The organism is Microbulbifer mixtoriginis (SeqCode), from assembly GCF_052466765.1.
The window spans coordinates 660,548-684,810 of record NZ_CP174289.1 but is presented as its reverse complement, the minus strand read 5'-3'; the positions used below and the strand labels follow the sequence as shown (position 1 = coordinate 684,810).

Below are 24,263 nucleotides of genomic sequence, written 5' to 3'. Positions count from 1 at the left end.
GTTTTCAAATGTTTGAGCATTTAAGCAGCCTACCGCCAGACCCAATTCTCGGCCTGCTGGCCAGCTACCGTGCGGATGAAAACCCCAGCAAAATTGACCTTGGGGTAGGGGTCTACAAGGATGAGGCCGGCCACACTGCCGTTTTACAGGCGGTAAAAGAGGCAGAGACTCGCTTACTGCAAAGCGAGGAAACCAAAGCCTATATTGGCCCTGCGGGTACCCCAGGGTTCAATTCGGTGATGCAGGAGCTGATACTGGGCGCTGGCCATTCGGCCATGATTGGAGGCCGAGTGCGCTCAGCGCAAACCCCCGGTGGATGTGGAGCCCTGCGCGCTCTAGCAGAGCTGATCAATCGCGCCAAGGCTGGGGCCACGGTTTGGGTGAGCGATCCTACCTGGGCGAACCATGTTCCGCTTCTTGGTAACGCTGGCCTCAACATCAAGAGTTATCCTTATTACGACCGCGCTACCAGCAGCTTGCAATTCGACAAAATGGTGGAGACCCTAAAGAACGTGGGTGAGGGTGATGTGGTTCTGTTCCACGCCTGCTGCCACAACCCCTGCGGTGCGGATCTTTCTCGCGAGCAGTGGAAAGTACTGGCAGAAATGGCGCAAAAACAGGGCTTCACCCCATTTATCGATATGGCCTACCAGGGCTTTGGCGAAAGCTTGGAAGACGATGCCTATGGTCTGCGCCTGATGGCTGAATCTGTGCCCGAGATGTTAGTGGCAGCCTCCTGTTCTAAAAACTTCGGCCTCTACCGTGAGCGTGTAGGCCTGGCGATGGTGATCTATGCCAACGGTGAGAGCGCTGATAAAGGCCATAGCCAGATGCTGAGTGCCATTCGTGGGAACTATTCCATGCCACCTTCCCACGGTGCAGCGATTGTGGAATCTATCCTTACAGATGCAGGCCTTAAAGCGAACTGGGAAGCGGAATTGACCGAGATGCGTGAACGTATCAACGGGCTACGCGCCGGTTTGGTAGAAGGCTTGGCCGCTGCCGGAGCTGCTGGTGATTTCGGCTTTATCCGCCAGCAGAAAGGCATGTTCTCCTTCCTGGGCATTAGTCCAGAGCAGGTGCAGCAGCTGCAGAAGGACTATTCCATCTATATGGTGGACTCCAGCCGCATCAGTATTGCCGGTTTGAGCTCCAACAATATGGAATACTTCTGCAAGGCAGTTGCCAGCGTGCTGTAAATTCGGCACATTTGGGGGTGAGCGTATTGCTCACCCTTAAGTTTTACCCAAAGAAGTAAGAGTGAAAGATGGAAGTTGAGCTAGGAGTCCCAGTGTCTGAATCCCCCACCCAAATCTGGACCCCGCAGAGCTGGCGAAACTTCACCGCACACCAACAGCCCAAATACACCTCCACCGATGATGTTGCCCAGGTTGCCAAACAGTTAGCTGGCCACCCACCTTTGGTATTTGCTGCCGAAGCGCGTGAGCTGCGCCGTCAATTGGCTCAGGTAGCGGAGGGTAAGGCGTTTTTGTTACAGGGCGGCGACTGTGCCGAATCTTTTGCCGATTTCAACGCAAACCGCATTCGCGATACATTTAAAGTGCTGTTGCAAATGGCTGTAGTACTGACGTTTGCAGGTAATTTACCCGTAGTAAAAGTGGCTCGGATGGCCGGCCAGTATGCCAAGCCCCGATCTGCCGATACTGAAACGATTAATGGTGTTGAGCTGCCAAGTTACCGTGGAGATATTATCAACGGTATCGACTTTACTGCGGAAGCTCGCCAGCCAGATCCTCAGCGTATGGTCACCGCTTACAACCAGTCGGCGGCGACTCTCAACCTGCTGCGCGCCTTCGCCCAGGGCGGCCTGGCTGATTTACACCAGGTGCATGGTTGGAACCTGAGCTTTCTTAAGAACAATCCGCAGCGTGAAAAATACGCACTCTTAGCCGAACGCCTGCAAGAAGCGCTGGAATTTATGGCGGTGTGTGGTGTTACCTCAGAAAATACTCCCGCAATTCGAGAGACGGTGCTTTACACTTCACACGAAGCACTATTACTGGAATACGAGCAGGCGCTCACTCGCACCGATAGCCTCACCGGTAAATGGTATGACTGTTCTGCGCATATGCTCTGGATTGGTGAGCGAACTCGCCAGCTGGATGGTGCCCATGTGGAATTCCTCTCCGGGGTTTGCAATCCTATCGGCGTAAAAGTCGGCCCCAATATGCAGCCTGATGAGCTGCTGCGCTTGATCGATAAGCTCAATCCTGAGAACGAAGCTGGCCGCCTTACCTTAATTACCCGTATGGGAGCCGATATCCTCGCCGATAAGCTGCCCGCACTGGTGCGTGCAGTGCAAGCAGAGGGGCGCTCTGTGGTCTGGAGTACCGACCCCATGCATGGCAACACGGTAAAAGCTGGCAATGGCTACAAAACCCGCGATTTCGATAAAGTTTTACGAGAGATCCGCGACTTCTTCTCGGTACACTGGTCCGAAGGTAGTCACCCCGGCGGTATCCACCTGGAAATGACCGGTGAACATGTGACTGAGTGCACCGGTGGCGCCTGGAAAATTTCCGAAGCGGATCTTGCCAGCTGCTATCGCACCCAATGTGACCCAAGACTGAATGCCGACCAAGTGCTGGAGCTGGCTTTCTGCGTATCTGAATGGCTGCGTGCTGGGCGAATTGCCTAACGGCCTAATATAAATACTAATACATTAAAACCCCTTGCTCTGAGATCGTTAATTGGACAAGGGGTTTTTCTTTACTGGAATTAAAGCTGAGAGTTCAAAGCCGGGAGCTAAGAAATGGCACTCCAGCTTAAGTGCCAGTTAATAGTTCCAGCGTTCAATAACTTCAAATTTGAAACCTACATCCATTTCGTGACCCAAACAGACCAGAGATTTCGGTCGTCGTGACCGTTATTTCTGAGTATTTGTAGATTGGTGATGAAAGCCTAATGAAATCAATGGGTTGGATACGGCAAGAAATCTGTGATAGTGGTCATGATGACCATTTTTCAATTTGTGAAGATGGTGCCACTTGATTGTATCTAGTTGATTTTTGAGGGCAAGTCAGAGCCATGGCGGGAATTTGCATCTGAAATAGTAATCAAGATAATAGTGGTAGTGATGATCACTATATAAATGTTAAGCCACTATGAATATCGAGCACTATACAGAATTCAGGGAATTCGAAGAAAAGGGATTGAAGAAACAAGCTTCAAAAGCTCTTCGTGCTTTTATTTCATCTTTTGAAAACAACGAAGAGATAAATGAATGGGTATGGGAATACCTACCTAAGCTGGAGACAAATAGGCACTCAAGGATTCGGCATGAGATATTCAATGAGCTAGTGTACCCAATATTAAAGAGTGGCTACCAAAACAACGATTTTTCTAGCACTCTTTGGCTAGGGAAGCTCGTACAAAATATCTATCAGGCTCAGAAACTTCACGAAGAGTTAGATTGGGTAACCGAGCTAGGCTTGTATAATAAAAGCCACGAATTAGATCCATCAAATGATGAAGCTAGGTTACTTCTGCTCAAGGCAACAGTTGTTTGGCTAGAGTATTCTGAGCATGAATGGCCTAGTGGAATTCTGTATGGTAACAATGGTGCTACCATCGAACAATGTGAAGAAATAAGCACTGAGGCTCAGCGAGTTCTACAACTAGATAAAGAGCACAGATACAGTGAATTCATCAAACAATATATCAAAAAGCTTAGCGAGTACCGAGCTAGGCTTAACAAGTAAAGGCACTGGACGCAGCAAAGCTGCGCCCGTGCTTTAGGCGTTAAATGTTATGAGCATTGAAGATCAAAGCGTAATAGATGTAATCGGAGCCGCTAGTGACGGAACCGTTGATCTCACCATTTCCAATCATTTGGAATGGAGTGAGAACAGCCTGTTTTTGTTGCAAGAAAAAATCAATAAGTATCTGGCATTCATTGAGTCTGGTGAAATTTACAGTGCATACCCTAATGCAAAGGGTAAAAATTTGAAAATCACGGTTGTTTGCAAGTATGAGCCCAGTTCTGAAGCCCTTCAGTTTCTAGAGCAATGTACAAAAATAATTAATGAGGCTGGATTCGGGTTTCGTCATGAGGTCTACATTTAACAAAGCCAGGCAAAATGCTCCGGGCCTTCGGCCCTCCGCGGGACAGCGTTATTTGTACTAGTAGAGAGATTAAATGAAGGTATCCGTTTCCGGTAGTATGGGAGAATCTGAAGAAGGGAAATTTATTATTATTTCCCTTGGTCATGAAAACTTCGTATTAAACATATGGGTGCCAATTACTGACTTGTGTTTGTTTGACAAGGTATCAAGTGCTAGCTGGGAAGATGGAGGTTTAAGAATTAGCACTTCTGCGGATAGTAGTGCTTTTTGGAGTATCGATGACGGCAAGCTTTTTATTGGGATCGGTCATGACAATCAAACTTGGGATTTTTCACTAAATTTGCCAGATGCAAATGTACTTCTTGAGGAAATTATTTCCGAGATGAAAAGGGAAATAGAATATGCTGGCTGGAATGAGCACAAATAACAAGGACAATCACAGTGGCACTCGTGCCTCATGCACGTGTTGTCAACGTTATGCACATGAGAACTGAAGCATTGAATATTGAAAGTATAGAGAATTTATTGTCATGCTATCAGTTGGCGATTTTGGCGCTTCCAAAAGTAACTCGTCATGAAGGATATCCTTATTATCCAGATGAGATCTCTGATTTTATGAATCTTTTAGAGCGCCCGCCTTGGGTAGCATATGAGTATCAGCCAAAGAAAATTAGAAGTATTTTAGATTCGATAGATCGAGCTACATTTGAAGAAGTCAGGTGGGCTTTAACTGCAGCGGTGAGAGCAGAAAGATTTTGTGAGGGTTCCTGGGAGCTAACACTCAGAAATAGGCTTCTAGATCCAGTCCTTAAGCGACTTCAAGACCTGCATCATGCATAACAAAGCCGGGCAGAATACTCCGGGCCTTCGGCCCTCCGTGGGACGAAACCTTCCCCATGGAGTAGACGTCTACCTTTTGAATAGGGTAGGAAAAAATGCCGAAAAAACTGAGTGAAGAGCGGGTTGTTGAATATTCAACAGAGTTCAAAGTTAGAGTGGTAGCTCTCACTAATCAACTGAAAGTAGATACGACTACTATCGCTAACATTATTGGTTTGCATCCAGCAATGGTGTATAGATGGCGACAGGAAAGTAGAGAAGGCAAGCTGGTCGAGAAGCCCAGTCGTAGAATAAGTATGACAAAGATAACGAAAACTCAGTCTCAAACTGATGATAAAGAGATAAAACGTCTTAAAAAGCAGGTTGAGAAATTGCAAAAGGTGAATGATTTTCTAAAAAAGTGGGAAATGTACCTGAAAGATCCAAAGCCGAAAGATTCTCGTTCATAGCTCTTAATCGATCAGACTTTGGTGTCAGGTACTTATGTAGATACTTGAATGTTTCACCCCAGGGGTTTTATAAGTGGCTCAACCGCGATGAGAGAACTCAAGAAATAGAAAATAGGCGAATTCTAGCGTGTATCGAAACTATCTATGCGCAGCATGATGGTAATTATGGAAGCCCAAGAATTTGCGCAGAGCTGAAAGCTAATGGTGAACGAATAAATTATAAACGCGTTGAAGGCCTTATGAGAGAAGCTGGAATCGTGGGGAAAGCTGGAAGGATCTATTGTCGACGCCCTTTGCCTGGAAATCCTTGCGTTAAGATTGAAAACTTACAAAAAGAGCATGGTATGCCGAGTAAACCAGACTCTCAATGGGCTGGTGATGTAACCTATCTGAAGATCAATGGGCAATGGCAATATTTAGCTGTGATTATTGATCTTTACTCCCGGAAAGTGTTGGGTTGGGAGCTGTCGGACACTCGAACTGTTGAGCTAACACTGTCAGCGCTAAATAAAGCTGTCCGTTGCAGAAATATAGAATCAGATCTAATATTTCACAGCGACAGAGGTTCTGAGTACGGTGCTTATGCATACCAAAACCGACTCAAGGAACTGGGTATTGAGCCGAGCATGAATCGTCCAGGATTTATGAATGATAATGTGTATGTAGAATCATTTTTTCAAACACTGAAAACTGAGAGTTTCAAAGGATTTAATTTTGAATCCGTTGAGGAGCTAAGAACCAACTTATCTTGGTATCTTGATAGGTACTATAACTTTAAAAGAAGACATGGTTCACTTGGGTTCAAAAGCCCAGATGAATATGAAAGAATGGCCGCATAAGATGAATATAAGGTGGCGTCTACTTTAAGGGGGGAGGCTTCGCTTCGCCTCCGGTCTGGACGCGCTAAAGCGCGTCGCTGCTTTGGGCGTTCAGGCTGTAGAAAAACTCTTAAAAGGTAGCTTTTTTGTTAAAATGGAGGTCTTGATGTCGAGATTATCCATATGCCCAACTTCAAACGTTACGATTACAACCAAGATGCAATGGTCGTCATCAATTTCGAAGAACAATTACAACCTGAAACCTTTGAGTTTACACTTCATCATCTGATTGATGATCATATCGACCTCTCTGCCTTCCATAAAAAATATCAAAATGATAGCGGCGGGCGAACCGCTTATGATCCAGCTATCCTCCTGAAAATCATATTGTTTGCTTACTCAAAAGGCATTACCTCAAGTCGTGAAATTCAATGGCAATGTGAGAACAATATCCTCTTCAAAGCACTGTCATGCGATACCGTTCCGCATTTTACTAGTATTGCAAGTTTCGTAAGCAGTTATCCTGATGCGATTGAGTCGGTGTTTGAGCAAGTGTTACTGGTCTGCGATCAGCAGGGACTGCTTGGAAACGAACTTTTCGCAATAGATGGATGCAAGATGCCATCCAATGCCAGCAAAGAACATTCGGGGACTTTTAGAGAGCTAGCACAGAAGCAGGAAAAAATTCGCAAGAAGATCAAATATTTCCTCAAAGAGCACAAGAGGCTGGATGGCAGGAAGCCTAAAGAAAAAGAGCGAAAGCAAGCGGTAGCTAAAGCGGCGGATACGCTGCAGAAACACTTTGATAAAATTGATCAGTTCTTAAAGAATCATTCCCTCAGGATGGGGCAAGGTAAAAAACCTAAAGAAGTGAAAAGTAATATCACGGACAATGAATCAGCTAAGATGACTACCAGCAAGGGAACCATCCAGGGCTATAACGGTGTTGCCGCAGTTGATAGGAAGCATCAGATAGTTGTTGAGGCCCAGGCCTTTGGAGAGGGCCAGGAGCATCATACATTGAAACCTATTCTTGATGGCATCAGTTGCCATTATCAGAATATAGGAATAGATGAAGACATCTTGGCCAAACAGGTCATCATTACTGCTGATACTGGATTCTCCAACGACGCTAACTACAACTACCTGCGAGAGAACGGCATCAATGCCTACATACCTGATAATAAATTCCGTTCACGTGATAAAGCTTTTACAACGCAAAAAACCAAGTATGGCAAGCGCAATCAAAAAGGTAGGGCTAATGTCCAGAAGACTACCCCAGCTAGTGAATTTACATTCAACAAGAAAAAGAAAACCTGTATCTGTCCTGCAGGAAAAGCCATGCTCTTGTTAAAAGAAGAGCATGTCAGTGAAGGTAAGAAGAAACTACTGTTCGAAGGGCGCCTCACCGACTGCAGGGCATGCAGCCTTAAAAGTCAGTGTATGCGAAACCCAGACTCTGCTGACTCTCGAAAAGGACACGGAAGGCAAGTATCCCTTACGTGGACAAACGGACGGACAGCCACCGACTGGATGAAGAAGAGGGTTGATAGTATCGAGGGCAAGACCATTTATGGACATCGAATGTCTGCTGTCGAACCGGTATTTGGAAACATTGGTACCAATAAACGATTGAATCGCTTCTCGCTACGAGGAAAAAGTAAGGTTCAAGGACAATGGCAGATGTTCTGCTTGGTACATAACATTGAAAAGTTGATGAGATATGGCAGTATCCACTGATTGAGTATAAATTAAGGGCATCAAGATGCCTAAATTTAATACAATGAATGAAATTTGGTGGTATAGATAAAATTTGGCCGAAATTTCAATTGGAGGAATCTGGGAAATGGCAGATTTTTCTAAAACTGTTTTTCTACAGTCTCGTTAGCTGCCATTTAGCATTTACTTTTTTTCAGAGAATTGAAATGGATTGGAACAATATTTTTACGTTTATTGCTGTGGCAACATTGCTCGTGATTTCTCCTGGGCCTAATGGATTCCTCATAACGAAAACAGTTCCTTTGTCAGGGTATCGAGCTGGTTTGGCCAATATCTCGGGGTTCGTGGCTGCTTTCTATGTACATGGTACGCTATCTATATTTGGTATATCTATTCTCTTGGTGCAATCTGCAAACGCCTTTCTTGTTTTTAAAATGCTGGGCGCTGCATATTTAATTTGGCTGGGTTTAAAAGCACTTAGAAATGCTATAAGTAAAAGCACAGCTGCAAATAACTTAGAGGCAGTATTGCAGCAAAAGCCAACATCTATAAAAGGGGCTTTTCTTGAAGGCTTTTTAACTAATACTCTTAACCCTAAAGTATCAATCTTCTATCTCGCTGCTTTTCCGCAATTTATGTGCGTAGATGGCAGTGCTTTCAGTGCATACTCTCTTGTTACTGCACACTCACTGGTTAATGTTGTATGGTTTTCGGCTATGGTCTTCACTTTAACCAAGGTAAAAAATACTACCAGCCACCCTAAATTCAAAACTTGGTTAAACTCTATTACGGGTGTTGTATTTATTGGATTTGGCACTAAATTGGCCTTGGCGAAGAGCGGCTAACAAACCAAGTAAGCGGGAAAATTATACGTGGGCTCCCGTCACTCCGTTCCGTATTATGGCCCACCTGTTATTGCCCCACCTTGGAGTGTTAGATATACATAAAATCATGGCGACTCTATCAAAAACTAAAGCAAGCTTGAGGGTTATCGGAGATGAATTATTACCTGACGAAATCAGTGAGTTATTAGGCAGTGAGCCTACAGTGAAGATGATTAAAGGTGAGCCATTTTCGTGGATGCATAGTGGAAAACCTCGCATAGCAAGGTCTGGAATGTGGCGTATTGAAGCTAATGAAAAAGTGCCAGGTGATTTAGATTCTCAAATATTCGAAATTCTAAATAAGTTGACTCATGATTTAGAAGTTTGGAAAAAACTCTCAGAGAAATATAGGTTAGATTTATTTTGTGGTCTCTTCATGGGGCGCTCGATGGAGGGTATAGGTATAAGCTCAGAAGCGCTGCTTGCGTTGGGGCAGCGTGGAGTTGAAGTGGATTTTGATATATATGGCCCGGATGATGAAAATGTATAGCAAGCGCAAGCACAACTGGCCACTTCGTATCTTGGGCTTCCAAATCGCTGTGCAGCTTTACCGTCTGTCCAGCAGGCATTAGGTGATCATGAGTACAGATGGAATAGCCTTAGTCAGCTAAATCTTATTTTAATATCCTGTATCGCCGCGTTGGCAGTTGGGTTCATTGTTTTTTCTATATCTTGGAGGTGAACAAGAACATGAAGGAAGGAGGAAAGTGGGGCGAGGAAATGTCTTTTTCAGTTTCTACGCCTTCGTTTTTCTCATCCTACGAGCGTTATGCATAAGACTTATCCATGAACTTTACCTGATGAAAGCCAATAAAGAAGATTGGAGAGCGATCACATTTGCTTTTTACTCCCTAGTACATAATGACCTAAGAGATTGGGAAAAACTTCCAGATGAATTGAAAAATAGTGATATGGGAGGTTTATGTCAGAAATATATTGATACTAAAGATATCCGGTATCTAATAGAAGCAGGTGAAATGTTTGCAGGTAAAAACTGGTATACAGCTCTCGGAAGAACATTTTGAGCTTTAAAATAACATGAAAAAAGAGTTGATAGTCAAGGATTGTTTAGCATTTCAAAATCAAGTGTGATTGTGTTGCCTTATGTCTACACATTAAGAAAAAATGCTTCCGATCTGGGTTGAACTAAGTACCTCTGGTGGAGGCATTTAATTTAAAACGGTCCATCTCAGTATTCTAGGGCAGGCGTTGCTTTTCAAAGAGTATGTGTTAGAAGCTGTTTCATAACTTCTTTAGCGTAATTAACATGCAGGCAATATAGAAAAAAGCTCTGTATGAAGATATGTAGCGATCCCACCTTACAACTAAACGACGGTAGTTCCCTAGCCATGCAAAAGTTCGCTCAACTTTCCAACGTCGCACATATCTCCTAAGCTTTCTGCCATCTTGTTTCGAAGGTTTTCTTCTATTCCTACGGTGAGGGCAAATCAGGTCAATTTCACGGCGGGCCAAACTATGGCGTAGTGGATCAGAATCTGCAGCCTTGTCGTACACTAGACGTCGATTTTTTGTATTTTCATAGGTAATATCGAGTAGTGGATGTAATAAATTTACTTCTGCTGGTGAGGCCGAAGTAACGGTGCCTCCCAATGGAATACCTTCGCCATCGACCACTACCATCCACTTTGTACCCTTGCCTCGCTTAGTTTTTCCGACTTCTGCTCCCCTTTTTTTGCTGAAGCAAAGCTACTATCCGAAAAGACTTCTTCCCAATTAAGCAGGGATCTTTGATCGAGCTGTCCGAGAAATTTTCTCCAAGCCTCCAACCAAGCGCCTTGCTCTTCCCAAAACTGGAGCCTTCTTCAGCAAGACTCGGCGAAGGGTAAGATGGGGGGAGATCCTTCCATCGTGCTCCTGAGCGCAAAATCCACAAGATACCTTCAAAACATGCACGGTTATCAATGGGTTTGGGACCTCCTTTTCCACGTTTTAGCTGGGGAAGGCAAGGCTCAACTAATTTCCACTGAGCGTCAGTTAATTCTGACTTAAATCCACTCACACTTACTGGTCTTATCATTCCATGAGGTCGCAAGAATAACTGATTTCAAGTTATGAAACAGCTTCTAGACTGTTTTATCAAGAGTGTAGTAAAAGCAAAGCGCCCCATTTGTACGAAAATAAGGGGGTTGAATTTTGTGATGCGTCAGTTGAGTAACTTCGCAAATGAAAAGTCAAAGTGTTTGGTCTTGGTAAAATTGTCTCTTGTACTATTTGAAAGTTTGACAAAGCCAATAAAGTGCTGAGAGATAGGATATGGTTTACTTGGGTTCAAAATTTGAGGTAGTATGAAAAAATTTTCGTATAAACTGAATAAAGGTGGTATCTACATTGAAATATCTCTCCCTAAGCTTGCTAGGTGATCTGTTGATGTTTTAAGTTGGTGATCGACAGATATAATTTTTAATACATTTAGCTCGTGATTTTCTTAGTGCAGTTTTAAAAGGTTGAAATTATATGGGAGGGTATTGGATTAAAGTGTTTTCTTGTGAATTTTGATTTTTATTGATGGATATAGAAAATTGAAGGTAAAAAGCAGTCGAGGAATATTTCTCAGCATTGTAGCCATGCTCTGTATAGCCGGTATGGATGCAACCGGTAAACTACTTGTTCAAACCTATCCTATTGTGCAAATTATGGCTGTTCGATTTGCAACTTTTTTTATTATTGTAATGCTTATAGCTTCACTCAAAGGTGATCTCAAGCAGGTTCGAAGTAATATTTGGGGTACTCAAGTTTTAAGGTCACTTTTACTTGTGGTTGAGGTTACGGTATTTATACTTGCTTTTAGCATGATGCCATTAGCAGATGTCCATGCAATCGCTACAATGGCCCCATTGTTCGCTATGCTAATGGCTGGATGGTTTCTTGGGGAGAAGGTAGACCGAAGAAGTTGGATTGCTGTCGCTATTGGCTTTATAGGTGCTTTGATTATTATTCGCCCTGGATTGGGTATTTTGAGCTGGTATGTTGTTATACCGATCAGTGGAGCCATTTTATGGGCATCCTATCAAGTCCTTTCTCGTCATGTCAGCCAATTTGATAGTTCCGCTACAACAGTCTTTTATACGGCCTTTATAGGCCTCATTGTATTTGGTGGACTAGCACCCTTTAACTGGGTAGACCCAACTTTTATTGGCTGGCAACTATTAATACTTAATGGGCTTTTTGGTGCAATGGGCCATTATTTATTGATTAAAGCTCTTACCTATGCTCGAGCTTCAACTTTGCAGCCTTTTAACTATACCTTGTTATTTTGGGCGATAGCGATTGGTTTTTTTATCTTTGGCGAATTCCCAGATGGATTTACAATACTTGGGGCGATTATAGTCTTGAGTGCTGGTATTTATACATCAGACGCTGGTCGGAGAATGAGTGGTCTTTCATTAATTGCAAGTAAAAAGGAGTTTAATTTTATTCGAAAAATTTCGAATAAAATTACTTGAGCTCTAATTGATTGCTTTCTGATTTTATCATGGTCTATGAAGTATGGGGAAGCTTTTGTGAATGTTTCTGGCTTGGAGCATTTTAAAGTTCTTGTCTTAACTTTCTAGGGTATTAACTTGGGATGTTCAGTTTGAGGTTGACTATGGTGATTGATGCTAGCCTAATTATCTCTATAGCCTGCTGTATCTATATCTTTTGTTAGGTTTGATTTTAATAGCAGGATATGCTCTATGAGAAGTCGGTCTTCAATATAAATTTAAGGAGGGAGTATGCATATTCTTGTTCCTGTCTTTTTTAAGGCGCCGTTAGGTGGGCTTCACTCACATGTGTACGCTCAAGCTAAAGCAATTATCCGTGAAGGATGGCGTTGCACTATATTATGTAAGCCTGGCCCTTTCGCACAACAGTGTCGTGATAGTGGTATAGAAATTATTGAGGATGATTTTAGTGATTTATCCAAATCAATTGCTGAAATATCTGAAAGTTTTAAGTTCGATCTCATTCATGCGCACCCCTTTGCATCCCGGGAGATAGGCCAAGGTATTGCCAAAAACTTAAATATACCCATATTACTTACAGTCCACGGTAAGTACACTGATACTTTAGTAGATGATTGTGATGAATTCAGCCGTATTTATTGCGTCAGTCTTGGAGTCAGGGATCATCTTGTTAAAAACGGTATTAAAAGCCTTCATAAGATTTTTGTGTACCCAAATGCAGTTAACACTGAAGTTTTCTACGCCGGCCATGAAAGTAGATTAGATCGTCTTAAAGAAGTTGAATGTTTTATTGATAATAATATGATAAAGGGCTGTCGAATAATTATTTTTTCTTGTCGAATGGGGATAGATAAAAAATTTATTTTAAACTGCGTTAAGGATGCCTGGATATATCAGGCTAGGTATAAGATAGACTCTTGGCGGTGGATTGTAGCTGGTGATGGCCCTGGAAAAGCTGATTTAGAGCTGGCGGCAAATGAACTTAATGAGTATCTTGGCCATAAGTGCATAACGTTTTTAGGTTGGCAGTCGGAGGATAAGCTTAATGCTCTTTATCAATCGGCTGACTTAGTAGTGGCACCAGGGCGGAGCGCTCTCGATTGTCTGGCGAGTAATCGGCCGGTAATAGCGATTGGTTCACAGGGCTATATTGGTGCTATAGATGAAGGAAATTGGTATAAAGGTTCCTATTCAAACTTTGGAGGTGTTGGTGAAAAAGATTATATATCTGGTGAATTGTTTCAGGATATAAATTCTATCATCTATGATGATGAAAAACTTGATTCGATTGGTAAGTTTGGAAGGAAGCGGGTTTTAGACTCTCATGATCAAAAGTATTGGGATGTGTGGTTGTTAGATCAGTACCGTGAGATTATGGCATTATATGATGAAGCTAGATCTCTTCCTTGTGAATTGTTGGAAGAATATAGTGTACCAGATACTTGAGTATGACTCTGATGATTTGGAAAGGATTAATGTATATCTTATTGCGAGAATAGATCTATGTGATTTGAAATGCTCAGATTTTTACTGATAAAAATTTTCTACGGCATAATAGTTAATTTTAGGAATAGGAAGGGAGGTTGTGAGGGTTAAACTTTAGTGTTTTGTGGAATAGCTTAAGTGTGATTGATGAGTTTTTGGATGCATTTGCAGTTATTGCTTCTCTAGTACATCTCGTTGCTCTAATCAGAGCTCAGAAGGAAGGAGTCGAAATTACTTCTATAGATGGTATTTGTCACGGATAGGGAGGGGGATGCGATATGTCTATGCAAAGGCGATAAAAAATTTTGACTCTTTATCTAGTTCAGACACTTTACTAATTGTAGGGTTATATATCGTTTTTTTAAGGTTTGGGAGGAAGCTTTTTTGCAGTAAAACCAAATAGATTGAATTGTATCACTTGGGATTCAATGATTTCTCAATACATATAGTATATTTATTTATGCGACCTTTTAGGGGGGGCTGGAAGACTTGCTCCAATTTTTTTCTCCAGAGTTTCGGAGTATGTGAACTCAAGAAATTCAATTAATTTTATTTTATCAAGTTCAGCTTGAAAGGGATAATCGTGACCTCGGTTTTAATTTTTTTATAGACGCAAAAAAACTGGAGTTTTCAGCTCACAAAGAATTACTTCCCCGATTAAATTTTATTCAATTTTGATAGGCTTTTTTTTGCTGTCCTATTGTAATTCCAATCGAGTATTCAATAGGTCGTGTAAATGAAGTGTTTCTATTTTGTCAAATGGTATAGGGAGTGCCTGGTTACGATAAAGGTTTGCTGGCTTCATATTTGGGCAGTTAATGAGCAGTTAATCCTTAGAGAATCAAAGTTCCATATCATAGATTCAGCTGCTTGCTGAAAAGGATGAAAGCGATTGAGCTATAGCGCAATGACTCGAACTGAATAGCTCTGTCTAATGAGGGCTTCGATCTGGTATCGCTCTTTCAAGGTCAGCTGTTTGGTGTGGGTTCTCATGGGGTTCTTGATTTGTTTGTGTGGAAGTGAATCAGCCTACGGCTAGTTGGACTCCGTTACTATTGCCAAGTGTGTTGGTTATTGTGGGAATCTAGGATTCATGAATATAAACGAAAGGGAGCATATTAAAATGTATGTATGATATCTGTAGGTGGATGGTATTTATTGTCACTCCCGTAAGTCTCTAGTAGAGGATTTGTTGCAGTATAAACTGTACCAATCCGTGAAGGATACTTATAGAAATCGTAGGGGGTCCGCTCAACGATTATAATTAGTTCCTTCACGCAAGAAAGGAGGCTACTAGGCATCAACGAAGATTACTTCGCCAGTTATAAATCCATCTACAGAACGCTCAAAAGCTTTTCCGACCAAGTGCCCCGGTACGGGCTCAAAGCCTGGCATCATGTCACCGTAGACATCCCAGGCTTCTTCCAATACCGTCGGATTAACCGCATTGATTCGAATTCCCCTGGGGAGTTCATAAGCAACGCATTTGACAAAGGTATCAATTGCTCCACTAGTTGTTGCATCGGCAATTGCCATGGGGATCGGCTTGATGTTTAGAATACCGGATATTAGCGTAAAGGATCCTTTATCGGCGATATACTCTTGACCGATTCTTACAAGATTGATTTGCCCCATCATCTTGCTCATTACCGTTGTCATCCATTGCTGCTCAGTCATATCGACAAAGTCTGCGTATTCACAGAAACCAACGGTGTTTACGACAGCATCGAAGTCACCCACTGTCTCAAACAGTCGCCTGATAGACTCTTCATCAGTAATATCAACCTGATAGTCACATCCCTTGCCCGAGCGACTTGCTGTGATAACCCTGTGGCTGCTTAACCCTGTTAATGCGGCCTGTCCCATTTTACCTTGTGCGCCAATGAGGATAACGTTTTTCACTATAAGTACCTGTTTTATATGAAGAATTTGCTATTTGCTGCAATGCGATGCTGCTCAATTACTAGGAGAATGCTAGTTTTATTGTGATACAATGTTAAACAGTATTTATTTGTAAGAGATACAAGTGTGAACCAAATAAATCGATTGGAGGTCAAGCAGCTCCGAATATTCCAGGCATTAATATCTGAAAGAAGTGTATCTCGTGTCGCAAGTCAGATCGGCCTTACTCAGCAAGCTGTTAGTGAACATTTAAAAAAGTTGAGAGATATTTTTAGTGATGAACTTTTTCTCCGGAAAAGCAATGGACTAATTCCAACGCCGACAGCAATAAACTTAGGGAAAAAGGTTGATGTGATCCTCCAAGGGTTAGATAAATTGCTGGAGCCAGTAGTTTTTGACCCAGCTAAAATAGCGCAAACCTATACCATCGCTGCGACAGATTATTCCCAGCAAGTGGTGCTTCCCAGCTTATTGCCTAAACTCAGAGCGTTAGCTCCCAACTTGAAAGTGGTAATACGGGATATTGCTACAGACAGACTGGAAGAGTTAATGAGTGAAGCGAAGGTGGATTTAATCGTCGCAGATTCGGATGTAAATTCTGAGCTGTACTCCTCTATCATATTATTTACTGATTACTATGTCTGCGTTACGGCAAAGAGTTCACCTCTGGCCAAGAAGAAACTGAGTTTGGAAGAAATAGCTTCTGAGCCACATCTTATGGCGTCTCCGCTTAAGTCTGGGGCGTCAGGAATTATTGATGGTTGGTTTGCAAAGCACCGTTTGCGTAGAAATGTTGTTATGTCTACACCATGTTTTACCACGGTTCCACAATATCTCAAGAAAACAGATATGCTTGCTTTTTTACCTAATCGGGTAGCGAGTGATTCAAACCTTGCCATTCTTAATCTGAAAAACAAATCGATAGAGTTTGATGTTATAGCCGCATGGCACCCACGTTCAGATCATGATGCTTTACATAATTGGGTTGTAAACTTGTTGAGAGAGAGTGCCTAGTATTCTGTAGTTGATATTAAAGTGCATAAAGGTACGAGAGGGCATAGAGATTTCTGGGAGTACTGAATAAATGAGATCTTTAGAAACGCAATTTTATCAGAAAAACAAATGACTTTTGATTTTTGTTCGTGCAATAAGAAGTTGAATATGAGGGGCACGTCGGAGAGGGTGGCGTAGAAATATATCAAGCCCTTAAATGTAGAGATTGTAATAGAGCATGAGACTTTGCTATTCCTGTTGGGATGCCACGGTTTAGCTCTGTGGGTGAGCATGCCCATTGTGATATTGAGGAGATGTATATCATTTTAAAAGCTAAAGGTACTATGGCTATCGAAGGCGAGAAGATGCGAGTTTCCGCTGAATGTATAATTTCAACTAAAAAGCTGGAGCCCATGGATTAGTTAATGACTCTTCGAAAGAGATGGAATTGTTAATTAATCAAGCCATTTTGAAGTGGTACCAGCTTAGTAAGTCAGTTAATTTGACGGTAGAAAATTACCAGGCTTTAATGCCCCAATTTTCATTGGGGTGACGATTTAACAACGTGATTGGGAGTGGGGAAGAGTGTTGAAAATACGAAACTTCTTAAGAATGATCTTTATTGGGATTGGTTTATCTGTGGTTAATGTGGCTGCAGAAGAAGTCGAGATAGATAAAGACCTCACTATTTATTATGAACAATCGGGGAGTGGCGATACTGCCATTATTTTTATTCCTGGCTGGATGATGTCGGCAGACGTTTTTGAGCATCAACTTGCCCACTTTAAAGATTCTAAAAAGTACCGCGCGCTGGCATATGATCCCCGTGGGCAGGGCAAATCATCAAAGCCCGTCGAGGGGCACACCTATCAACAACATGCTAGAGACCTGGCTAAGTTAATAGAGACATTGGATCTAGACAGCGTGATCTTGGCAGGTTGGTCATATGGCGTAACAGAGCAATTGGCCTATTTGAATCAGTTTGGTTCCGATAAACTGAAAGCGATGATCATGATTGATACTGGACCAGATATAGCGGGAGCAAGTCGTGATGAGTGGGTTTGGTATCTAAATGATGATTCGGACGGCTATTCACGCTCATTTACTGAGGGCATTATAGAAGATCGAGATAATGTAATTAGTGAATTTGTGAAATGGATGCTTGAAAACCCTTCAAAGGAAAATATTGCCTGGGTTACCCAGATTGCTAATCAGACCTCTAGTAGTGTCGCTTCAATTACCAACGCGACCGGGTTTTACCTGGACTATAGTGATGATCTTGTAGCATTGGAAGGTAAATTGCCCCTATTGTATGTTGTGAGAGAGGAAGTTAAAAACGTTGCGGATAAATGGATTAAGGCCAATACGCCATCAGCCACTGCTGTTTATATGGGAAAACACATGATGTTTTGGGAGAGACCTAGAGAGTTTAATCAGGTGCTCGATCAGTTTCTTTCTGCCATGGAGAATGATAAATAATAAATAAGCCCCTGCTTTACTTACCTTGTATTTAGAGTGGTTTCGTGTCGATAAACACAGAGGATCAGGAAAATCTGGTTCTCTGTATTTTTGTTTCAAAAGTTAAAGTGCTCCCCAATGGGGAATGATTTGTAAAGCGCATATTATGTCTAGAAAAATATTATCCTTAAAGGTAAAAAGAAATACGGAGCCTAAAAAGGTTGATAAAAAGCAAGAGGATACTTCTGATCCAAAGAAGCGGTTCTTAAATGGCGTAGCTATTAATCCATCTGAGCCTATTCGCCTTGAGTCAGGTTCTCAGCAACTTACGGTACGGGCGATGGATTTGATTACGCCAATTGGCAAGGGGCAACGAGGCTTGATTGTGGCTCCACCGGGCTGTGGCAAAACCACTATCCTCAAGCATATCTGCCAAGCCGTGGGGAAGGCTTACCCCGAAATAAAGCTGTACGCTTTGCTGATTGATGAAAGGCCAGAGGAGGTTACTGACTTTAAGCGAAGTGTACCGGCGGAAGTTTATGCTTCCTCTTCTGATCATAGCTATAAAGAGCATGTGCGGGCAGCTAATGAACTCCTTGATAGGGCCTGTAAGGAAGCCGGTGAAGGCCAGGATGTAATGATTGTGGTTGACTCGTTGACAAGGCTATCACGGGTGCATAATGCGCAGCAGAGTGGTAGGGGACGTACAATGTCAGGTGGGATAGATGCCAGGGCTATGGAGATACCCAGAAAGCTGTTTGGCGCTGCGAGAAAGGTTGAAGATGGTGGATCACTTACGATTCTGGCAACGATACTCGTGGATACCGGAAGCCGAATGGACCAGGTGATATTTGAGGAGTTTAAGGGCACGGGAAATATGGAGGTTGTATTGTCCAAGGAAGTTGCGAGACAGCGAATTTTCCCTGCCTTGGATATTGCTAAAAGCAGTACTCGCAGTGAGGAAGTCCTGTTTAACTCGAAAGATATTGCAACGATAAGAACTTTACGAAGAACGCTTGCCGGCCTTAAGCCTGTAGATGGCACTAAAAAACTTATTGAACTCCTTAAAAAGTACTCGACTAATGCGGAGCTACTTGACCATTAATTTTTAGTTAAGTTTAGGGGGAGTATTTAGCCGCTTAGCATTTTAGGAGTTAGTTACTGAACGCCCGAGTCCTTATTATGACAGCTGTTAGTCAGTCGGGGGCTTCACACTTCAATTCTATGGTGTGTTTTTGCAGGATACTCTTCAATGGCTTCTCCCTCTAGTATTTCACTACCAGTTTGGTAACGCATTGTCATCTGGCCAGTTGCAAGCAGAGTTCCTACACTGTCATAAACTTCGGTATAGGAATAAAAGATTTTATGCCCTGAGCTGGTCAACTTACCTATGGCGGTTAACTGATTGGTTTTGGCTCGACCGGTGAAATTGGTTGTTAATGAAAGCGTGAGGGACTTACGCCGACGATTTGGGTATGGGCAGTAGAGACCACAGTAGGAACCGGCAATATCAATTAACGTTGTAATAAATCCCCCATGGGGTACTCCGTGGCTATTCAAATGCTCAGGAAGTACGGTTACGCTGATCACCACACGGCCTTCCTGCCACTCATCAATTTTCACACCCAAATGATCATTAAACGGTGGTTGTTTTTTATTTTGCCAGCTCATTTGGACTTACCTTTTGGGAAGTTAGTTAGGAGCAGGGTGCGTTCGGGCAGCCTGCTGGGTGGAGAAATACACTGTAAGCAGACCTGCTGTGACCACTATACAAATTCCTATCAGCGCAATTGTGTTAGGTAGATGTTGCCATATCAGCCAGCCAAAAATGCCAGCAATAACCACTCCAAAATAGCTGATTGGTGAAACTACACTGGGTTTTGCATAACTATAAGCTTTGGTATAGAGCCATATCGCTAATAAAATAGAAACTCCATTAAAAGCCAGGTAGGGAATAGTCCAGCTAGGTATTGATTGCCAGTAGTAGATACCCAGGGGCAGGCTGCACATAAATGAGATAAGGACATAGTAAAACAAAATAAGACTCGACTTATCAGTGTGTGACAAAATACGTGTGCCTACCATAGAGGCAGCTAGAGTAATACCTGACAGTAAGCTGAAGGCGTGGCCACTGCTGATACCATGGATATCAGGTTGAAGAATCAGTGCGATACCAAGTAGCCCAAGCACAATGGGTAGCCAGCTTGTGGCGGGAATCTGTGCACGCGCCCAAAGCCAAGCTACAAGCGGAACAAAAATTGGGGCGGCATTGCGCAGTAAGCCTGCCTCCATCAATGAAATACGGCTGAGTGCATAAAAGTAGGAAAAGAAGCAGAGCCAGCCTGCAAAGCCGCGCAATAAATGGGTTTTCCAGTGTTGTGTTATGAGCTGTTGGGGTGACTGGCGCACCAGCCAGGGAATAAGTAATAGTAAGCAGATGCTGTATTGGCTGAGAACTATTAAAGGTACTGGTACCGCGGGTGATATCCATTTACTGGCTGCAGCGGCTGTACTGGCAACCATAGCGGTGGCCAGTGCGTAACCTATGCCTTTCCAATTGTTTCTCTTAACCCTGGCTTGGATCGTTTTGTGGTGATCTGGCGGTTCTGGTGACTGTTCGAGCTGCAGCTCATTAAGACGCATTTGGCTCGGTCGTAGTTTCGATTCTATTAACGTATCAGGCCTTATCATTGTGTTGCCAACTAAAAATCTCTCAACTTTGGCAAAAAGGGTAACCGGTACTTTTACCGGTTACCCTTGAGAAGCGAATACTATCGCTGATCGTCTGCCCAGTCCGTAAATGTTTTACCTTCTTTTGCCAGTTGGACGAGCAATGGTGCAGGAGTCCAGTTGGCTTCGCCATATAGGTCACGGAATGTGCAAATAGTATCGTAGATCTTTTTCAAGCCTATGCTATCTGCGTAAAACATGGGGCCGCCACGATGGGGGGGGAAACCATAGCCATAAACATACACAACATCAATATCACTGGGACGTTGGGCTATTCCATCTTCCAGAATCCTGGCTCCCTCGTTAATTAGAGAGAAAGTAAGGCGATTAAGAATTTCTTTATCAGAGATTTCTCGCCGCTCTATCCCGTACGCTTTGGCTTGAGCCTCTATAATTGCTTGGACTTCGGGGTCACTGGTACGAGCGCGAGTTTCTGGGTCATAGCGGTAATAACCGGCTCCACTCTTTTGGCCCAGGCGTCCCATCTCTACTAAAGCATCCGCAATGCAGTAGGTTTTGGGGTCGCCTTTTTCTGCTTCGCTCAGGCCCTCGCGGGCCTTGTGGCCAATATCGAGACCGGCCAAATCTCCAACCGCTATGGGCCCCATGGCCATGCCCCAGGATTGCATTACGGTATCTATTTGCTCCGGGGTGGCTCCTTCTATCAAACAGAGTTGCGCTTCACGGGCATAGGGCCGCAGCATCCGGTTGCCAATAAACCCATAACAGTTTCCGGCCAGCACGGGAACTTTCTTGATAGTTTTTGCCAACCGCATTGCGGTGGCAATAACATCGTCGGCGCTCTTTGAGCCACGAACGACTTCTAGAAGTTTCATAACATTGGCGGGGCTGAAAAAGTGTAAGCCGATAACATCTTCTGGCCGATTGGTAGCAGCGGCGATCTGGTCGATATCCTGGTAGGAAGTGTTTGTTGCGAGAATGGTGCCGGGTTTACAGTATTGGTCCAGCTTGGAAAAAATTTCCTTTTTAAGCGTTACATTCTCAAACACAGCTTCGATAACGAGGTCTACCTCTACCAGGTCGGAATAGTCAGTGGTGCTCTGGATTAGTGAGAGATAGTGTGCTTTTTGGGGCTCTGTAATCTTCCCCTTTTTCATACTGATATTGTAATTTTTGTCGATTACTGCCAGACCACGCTCTACGGCAGCTTGATCGATATCCAGCAGCTTGACTGGGATACCGGCATTGGCAAAATTCATGGCGATACCTCCCCCCATAGTGCCGCCGCCAATAATGCCAATACTGTTTATTTCTCTGATAGAGCTATCTTTGGAGAGACCCTGAACTTTTGTCGCACGTCGCTCGGCAAAGAACATATGCCTCAGGGCGGCGGACTGACTTGAGAGTAGGCATTCGATAAATAGATCCAGCTCTTTAGCCAGCCCTTTATCGAATGGCAGTTTAACCGCTGCCTCCACACAGGAGACAATATTCTGTGGGGCCAGTTGACCAGGTGCTCTTTTTTCCAGTCGCTGGCGGAAATCCTCGAACAAGCCCTCTGGAATACTGGCAAGATCTATTGTGATGTCCCGGACTCTGCGTGGTGGGGCTTTCTGGTCAATTAGCTCACGAGCAAAGGCGAGGGCCCCTTCGAATAGATCATCATCAACCACGTGATCGATCAGCTTCATGCTTTTGGCTTTCGCGGCCGGGATTGGGGCACCTTTGGTGATCATTTCTAATGCAGCCGCAACGCCGGCCAGACGTGGAGTGCGCTGAGTACCACCGGCCCCAGGCAATAACCCCAATTTAACTTCAGGCAGGCCGACTTTGGCAGATGCCAGGGCACAGCGATAGTGACAAGCCAGTGCCACCTCAAAGCCCCCGCCCAATGCGGTACCGTGAATAGCGGCAATCACTGGTTTACGAGAGTTTTCGATTTCGGTAATCACTTCAGATAAGGCAGGTGCCTGTGGTGGCTTACTAAATTCTGTGATGTCTGCACCAGCAATAAAAGTGCGGCTTTCACATATCAAAACCAGTGCCTGAGAGGCATCTTCCTGGGCACTCTTGATCGCTCCCCAAATGCCTTCGCGCAGCCCGTGGGAAAGCGCGTTGACAGGGGGGTTGTTAAGTCGAATAACACCAATATCGCCAATAAGTTCATAATTTACGGTAGACATTGTTATCTCCAGATCTTAAATGACTATTAGATTGTTTCTCCTAGAGGGTCTCGCCGGTTTTTATATACGCTCTATAATCACTGCGATTCCCTGGCCAATACCAATACACATGGTGGCTAACCCGTAGCGCCCGCCGCTACGCTCCAGCTGGCGTAATGCTGTGAGTAGAATGCGGGCTCCGCTGGCGCCGAGGGGATGCCCAACTGCAATTGCACCACCATTGGGGTTAACCCTGGAGTCCTCGTAATCAATCTCGAGCAATTTCAGGCAGCCCATGGCCTGTACAGCAAATGCCTCGTTAAACTCCATGACATCCATATCTCCCAGGCTCAAGCCTGCACGAGCCAATGCCTTACGGGTAGCCGGGACCGGGCCTAAACCCATTACTCTTGGCTCCACTCCCGCAATAGCACTGGCGAGAATACGTGCGCGGGGCTTGAGATCTACGGCCTGGCCGGCTTCCTGGCTGCCAATAATGAGTGCTGCGGCACCATCGTTGATTCCGGAAGCATTTCCGGCAGTCACTACGCCGTCTTCAAACAATGGGCGTAGTGTTTGCAGGCGCTCCAGGCTAGTATCGGGGCGGGGATGTTCATCAGTATCGATAAGGCGAGGTGGTTGCTTTCTGCCCTGTGGCACCTCGATAGGGATAATTTCATCAATAAAAAAGCCATCAATACGCGCGCTTTCATATTTTGCTTGTGAAGCTAGTGCAAAGATATCGCACTCTTCTCGCTTAATATTCAGGTCTGCGGCAATATTGTCTGCAGTTTGCGGCATAGTATGGCTGCCAAATTCTGCAACAATATCGGGATTGGTGAAGCGCGGACCCAAAGTGGTATCCGCCAGTTGCTGGGTGCGATCGAAAGGGCTGCTTGCTTTGGAGAGGACCAAAGGGGCACGGCTCATGGATTCAACACCACCGGCAATGAATAAATCACCTTCCGAGGCCCTGATGCAACGTGCTGCATCGGCAACGGCAGATAAGCCTGAACCACATAGGCGGTTTACCGTAATACCACCGGTGGAGATTGGCAGTCCTGCAATTAGCCCGGCAAAGCGGGCGATATTACGACTGTCCTCACCGGCCTGATTGGTATTTCCGGCAATCACATCCTCAAATTGCTTGTGATCGAAATTATTACGTTCAACCAGGGTTTTAATGACATGCGCGAGCATATTGTCAGGCCTGATACTGGAAAGGCTACCTCCATGGCGACTAAAAGCACTTCGGCCGCCATCATAGATATAAGCTTGTGGCATTGTCAGTTTTCCCAATGATTGATTATTG

The 24,263-nt window shown here is 44.0% G+C and carries 24 protein-coding genes and 1 pseudogene; 17 read left to right on the top strand and 8 right to left on the bottom strand.

Annotated elements, in window-relative coordinates; genetic code table 11:
* Positions 1 to 8 precede the first annotated feature (8 nt).
* From ACJJIV_RS02860 to ACJJIV_RS02805, 12 genes are all read left to right on the top strand, one after another.
* Positions 9 to 1,199: an amino acid aminotransferase gene (locus ACJJIV_RS02860; protein ID WP_252085439.1), complete on the top strand. Its 1,191-nt coding sequence runs from the start codon at positions 9 to 11 to the stop codon at positions 1,197 to 1,199.
* Between the two features lie 68 nt (positions 1,200 to 1,267).
* Positions 1,268 to 2,659, top strand: coding sequence for a class II 3-deoxy-7-phosphoheptulonate synthase (locus ACJJIV_RS02855; protein WP_444890695.1), 1,392 nt, complete (start codon positions 1,268 to 1,270; stop codon positions 2,657 to 2,659).
* Positions 2,660 to 3,125: 466 nt separating this feature from the next.
* Positions 3,126 to 3,722: a hypothetical protein gene (locus tag ACJJIV_RS02850; RefSeq protein WP_444890694.1), complete on the top strand. Its 597-nt coding sequence runs from the start codon at positions 3,126 to 3,128 to the stop codon at positions 3,720 to 3,722.
* A gap of 49 nt (positions 3,723 to 3,771) precedes the next feature.
* A complete protein-coding gene (locus tag ACJJIV_RS02845) occupies positions 3,772 to 4,086 on the top strand; it encodes a DUF6572 domain-containing protein (RefSeq protein ID WP_444890693.1) in 315 nt (104 codons plus the stop codon).
* A gap of 73 nt (positions 4,087 to 4,159) precedes the next feature.
* Positions 4,160 to 4,513: a hypothetical protein gene (locus tag ACJJIV_RS02840; RefSeq protein ID WP_444890692.1), complete on the top strand. Its 354-nt coding sequence runs from the start codon at positions 4,160 to 4,162 to the stop codon at positions 4,511 to 4,513.
* A gap of 14 nt (positions 4,514 to 4,527) precedes the next feature.
* On the top strand, positions 4,528 to 4,926 hold the full coding sequence (locus tag ACJJIV_RS02835) for a DUF6508 domain-containing protein (protein ID WP_444890691.1): 399 nt from the start codon (positions 4,528 to 4,530) through the stop codon (positions 4,924 to 4,926).
* Between the two features lie 95 nt (positions 4,927 to 5,021).
* Positions 5,022 to 5,375 (top strand): transposase, encoded by a 354-nt coding sequence (locus ACJJIV_RS02830; RefSeq protein ID WP_444890690.1) that lies wholly within the window; start codon positions 5,022 to 5,024, stop codon positions 5,373 to 5,375.
* Complete coding sequence (locus ACJJIV_RS02825; protein ID WP_444890689.1) at positions 5,327 to 6,214, top strand: IS3 family transposase; 888 nt, start codon at positions 5,327 to 5,329, stop codon at positions 6,212 to 6,214. The genes ACJJIV_RS02830 and ACJJIV_RS02825 overlap by 49 nt, the downstream gene beginning before the upstream one ends.
* A gap of 162 nt (positions 6,215 to 6,376) precedes the next feature.
* Positions 6,377 to 7,933: a transposase gene (locus ACJJIV_RS02820; protein ID WP_444890688.1), complete on the top strand. Its 1,557-nt coding sequence runs from the start codon at positions 6,377 to 6,379 to the stop codon at positions 7,931 to 7,933.
* A gap of 185 nt (positions 7,934 to 8,118) precedes the next feature.
* Positions 8,119 to 8,757, top strand: a complete 639-nt coding sequence (locus ACJJIV_RS02815) for a LysE family translocator (RefSeq protein ID WP_444890687.1) — start codon at positions 8,119 to 8,121, stop codon at positions 8,755 to 8,757.
* Positions 8,717 to 9,286 carry a DUF4279 domain-containing protein gene (locus ACJJIV_RS02810; protein ID WP_444890686.1) on the top strand — a complete coding sequence of 190 codons (570 nt, stop codon included), beginning with the start codon at positions 8,717 to 8,719 and terminating at the stop codon, positions 9,284 to 9,286. The genes ACJJIV_RS02815 and ACJJIV_RS02810 overlap by 41 nt, the downstream gene beginning before the upstream one ends.
* 310 nt (positions 9,287 to 9,596) lie before the next feature.
* On the top strand, positions 9,597 to 9,821 hold the full coding sequence (locus tag ACJJIV_RS02805; RefSeq protein WP_444890685.1) for a hypothetical protein: 225 nt from the start codon (positions 9,597 to 9,599) through the stop codon (positions 9,819 to 9,821).
* A 217-nt stretch (positions 9,822 to 10,038) separates the two neighbouring features.
* Here ACJJIV_RS02805 and ACJJIV_RS02800 read toward each other — a convergent pair.
* Together ACJJIV_RS02800 and ACJJIV_RS02795 are read right to left on the bottom strand one after the other, a co-directional pair.
* A pseudogene (locus ACJJIV_RS02800) lies at positions 10,039 to 10,470 on the bottom strand (IS5 family transposase); the annotation flags it as partial.
* Positions 10,460 to 10,834, bottom strand: coding sequence for a transposase (locus ACJJIV_RS02795; protein WP_444890684.1), 375 nt, complete (start codon positions 10,832 to 10,834; stop codon positions 10,460 to 10,462). The pseudogene ACJJIV_RS02800 and the gene ACJJIV_RS02795, both read right to left, overlap by 11 nt.
* Positions 10,835 to 11,336: 502 nt before the next feature.
* Between ACJJIV_RS02795 and ACJJIV_RS02790 the strand changes: the two genes are divergently transcribed.
* Together ACJJIV_RS02790 and ACJJIV_RS02785 are read left to right on the top strand one after the other, a co-directional pair.
* Complete coding sequence (locus ACJJIV_RS02790) at positions 11,337 to 12,260, top strand: DMT family transporter (RefSeq protein WP_444890683.1); 924 nt, start codon at positions 11,337 to 11,339, stop codon at positions 12,258 to 12,260.
* Between the two features lie 270 nt (positions 12,261 to 12,530).
* Positions 12,531 to 13,706 (top strand): glycosyltransferase family 4 protein, encoded by a 1,176-nt coding sequence (locus tag ACJJIV_RS02785; protein ID WP_444890682.1) that lies wholly within the window; start codon positions 12,531 to 12,533, stop codon positions 13,704 to 13,706.
* Between the two features lie 936 nt (positions 13,707 to 14,642).
* On the opposite strand, the gene ACJJIV_RS02780 is transcribed toward ACJJIV_RS02785, so the two are convergent.
* Together ACJJIV_RS02780 and ACJJIV_RS02775 are read right to left on the bottom strand one after the other, a co-directional pair.
* The gene (locus ACJJIV_RS02780; protein WP_444890681.1) at positions 14,643 to 14,738 is read right to left on the bottom strand and encodes a helix-turn-helix domain-containing protein; all 96 of its coding nucleotides are present in this window, start codon (positions 14,736 to 14,738) and stop codon (positions 14,643 to 14,645) included.
* A 300-nt stretch (positions 14,739 to 15,038) separates the two neighbouring features.
* A complete protein-coding gene (locus tag ACJJIV_RS02775) occupies positions 15,039 to 15,647 on the bottom strand; it encodes a short chain dehydrogenase (protein ID WP_252085459.1) in 609 nt (202 codons plus the stop codon).
* A 126-nt stretch (positions 15,648 to 15,773) separates the two neighbouring features.
* Between ACJJIV_RS02775 and ACJJIV_RS02770 the strand changes: the two genes are divergently transcribed.
* The 3 genes from ACJJIV_RS02770 to rho all read left to right on the top strand — a co-directional run bounded on the left by ACJJIV_RS02770 (position 15,774) and on the right by rho (position 19,203).
* Positions 15,774 to 16,661: a LysR family transcriptional regulator gene (locus ACJJIV_RS02770; RefSeq protein ID WP_444890680.1), complete on the top strand. Its 888-nt coding sequence runs from the start codon at positions 15,774 to 15,776 to the stop codon at positions 16,659 to 16,661.
* Between the two features lie 564 nt (positions 16,662 to 17,225).
* The gene (locus ACJJIV_RS02765; RefSeq protein ID WP_444890679.1) at positions 17,226 to 18,119 is read left to right on the top strand and encodes an alpha/beta fold hydrolase; all 894 of its coding nucleotides are present in this window, start codon (positions 17,226 to 17,228) and stop codon (positions 18,117 to 18,119) included.
* A 145-nt stretch (positions 18,120 to 18,264) separates the two neighbouring features.
* Positions 18,265 to 19,203 (top strand): transcription termination factor Rho, encoded by a 939-nt coding sequence (rho, locus tag ACJJIV_RS02760; protein WP_444890678.1) that lies wholly within the window; start codon positions 18,265 to 18,267, stop codon positions 19,201 to 19,203.
* A 104-nt stretch (positions 19,204 to 19,307) separates the two neighbouring features.
* Here rho and ACJJIV_RS02755 read toward each other — a convergent pair whose 3' ends face one another.
* The 4 genes from ACJJIV_RS02755 to ACJJIV_RS02740 all read right to left on the bottom strand — a co-directional run bounded on the left by ACJJIV_RS02755 (position 19,308) and on the right by ACJJIV_RS02740 (position 24,235).
* A complete protein-coding gene (locus tag ACJJIV_RS02755) occupies positions 19,308 to 19,769 on the bottom strand; it encodes a PaaI family thioesterase (protein WP_444890677.1) in 462 nt (153 codons plus the stop codon).
* Positions 19,770 to 19,790: 21 nt separating this feature from the next.
* A complete protein-coding gene (locus tag ACJJIV_RS02750) occupies positions 19,791 to 20,741 on the bottom strand; it encodes a DMT family transporter (RefSeq protein WP_444890676.1) in 951 nt (316 codons plus the stop codon).
* Positions 20,742 to 20,869: 128 nt separating this feature from the next.
* Complete coding sequence (locus ACJJIV_RS02745; RefSeq protein ID WP_444890675.1) at positions 20,870 to 22,972, bottom strand: 3-hydroxyacyl-CoA dehydrogenase NAD-binding domain-containing protein; 2,103 nt, start codon at positions 22,970 to 22,972, stop codon at positions 20,870 to 20,872.
* 60 nt (positions 22,973 to 23,032) lie between these two features.
* Positions 23,033 to 24,235: a 3-oxoadipyl-CoA thiolase gene (locus tag ACJJIV_RS02740; protein ID WP_444890674.1), complete on the bottom strand. Its 1,203-nt coding sequence runs from the start codon at positions 24,233 to 24,235 to the stop codon at positions 23,033 to 23,035.
* Positions 24,236 to 24,263 lie beyond the last annotated feature (28 nt).

What these genes read in the sequence shown, in the direction of transcription:
- ACJJIV_RS02840 (WP_444890692.1), top strand. Translation starts at nt 4,160, where the DNA reads ATGAAGGTATCCGTTTCCGGTAGTATGGGAGAATCTGAAGAAGGGAAA.
- ACJJIV_RS02750 (WP_444890676.1), bottom strand. Translation starts at nt 20,741, where the DNA reads ATGCGTCTTAATGAGCTGCAGCTCGAACAGTCACCAGAACCGCCAGAT.
- ACJJIV_RS02830 (WP_444890690.1), top strand. Translation starts at nt 5,022, where the DNA reads ATGCCGAAAAAACTGAGTGAAGAGCGGGTTGTTGAATATTCAACAGAG.
- ACJJIV_RS02820 (WP_444890688.1), top strand. Translation starts at nt 6,377, where the DNA reads ATGCCCAACTTCAAACGTTACGATTACAACCAAGATGCAATGGTCGTC.
- ACJJIV_RS02745 (WP_444890675.1), bottom strand. Translation starts at nt 22,972, where the DNA reads ATGTCTACCGTAAATTATGAACTTATTGGCGATATTGGTGTTATTCGA.
- ACJJIV_RS02785 (WP_444890682.1), top strand. Translation starts at nt 12,531, where the DNA reads ATGCATATTCTTGTTCCTGTCTTTTTTAAGGCGCCGTTAGGTGGGCTT.
- ACJJIV_RS02780 (WP_444890681.1), bottom strand. Translation starts at nt 14,738, where the DNA reads ATGAGAACCCACACCAAACAGCTGACCTTGAAAGAGCGATACCAGATC.
- ACJJIV_RS02795 (WP_444890684.1), bottom strand. Translation starts at nt 10,834, where the DNA reads ATGATAAGACCAGTAAGTGTGAGTGGATTTAAGTCAGAATTAACTGAC.
- ACJJIV_RS02740 (WP_444890674.1), bottom strand. Translation starts at nt 24,235, where the DNA reads ATGCCACAAGCTTATATCTATGATGGCGGCCGAAGTGCTTTTAGTCGC.
- ACJJIV_RS02850 (WP_444890694.1), top strand. Translation starts at nt 3,126, where the DNA reads ATGAATATCGAGCACTATACAGAATTCAGGGAATTCGAAGAAAAGGGA.
- ACJJIV_RS02805 (WP_444890685.1), top strand. Translation starts at nt 9,597, where the DNA reads ATGAAAGCCAATAAAGAAGATTGGAGAGCGATCACATTTGCTTTTTAC.
- ACJJIV_RS02845 (WP_444890693.1), top strand. Translation starts at nt 3,772, where the DNA reads ATGAGCATTGAAGATCAAAGCGTAATAGATGTAATCGGAGCCGCTAGT.
- ACJJIV_RS02860 (WP_252085439.1), top strand. Translation starts at nt 9, where the DNA reads ATGTTTGAGCATTTAAGCAGCCTACCGCCAGACCCAATTCTCGGCCTG.
- ACJJIV_RS02855 (WP_444890695.1), top strand. Translation starts at nt 1,268, where the DNA reads ATGGAAGTTGAGCTAGGAGTCCCAGTGTCTGAATCCCCCACCCAAATC.
- rho (WP_444890678.1), top strand. Translation starts at nt 18,265, where the DNA reads ATGTCTAGAAAAATATTATCCTTAAAGGTAAAAAGAAATACGGAGCCT.
- ACJJIV_RS02815 (WP_444890687.1), top strand. Translation starts at nt 8,119, where the DNA reads ATGGATTGGAACAATATTTTTACGTTTATTGCTGTGGCAACATTGCTC.
- ACJJIV_RS02755 (WP_444890677.1), bottom strand. Translation starts at nt 19,769, where the DNA reads ATGAGCTGGCAAAATAAAAAACAACCACCGTTTAATGATCATTTGGGT.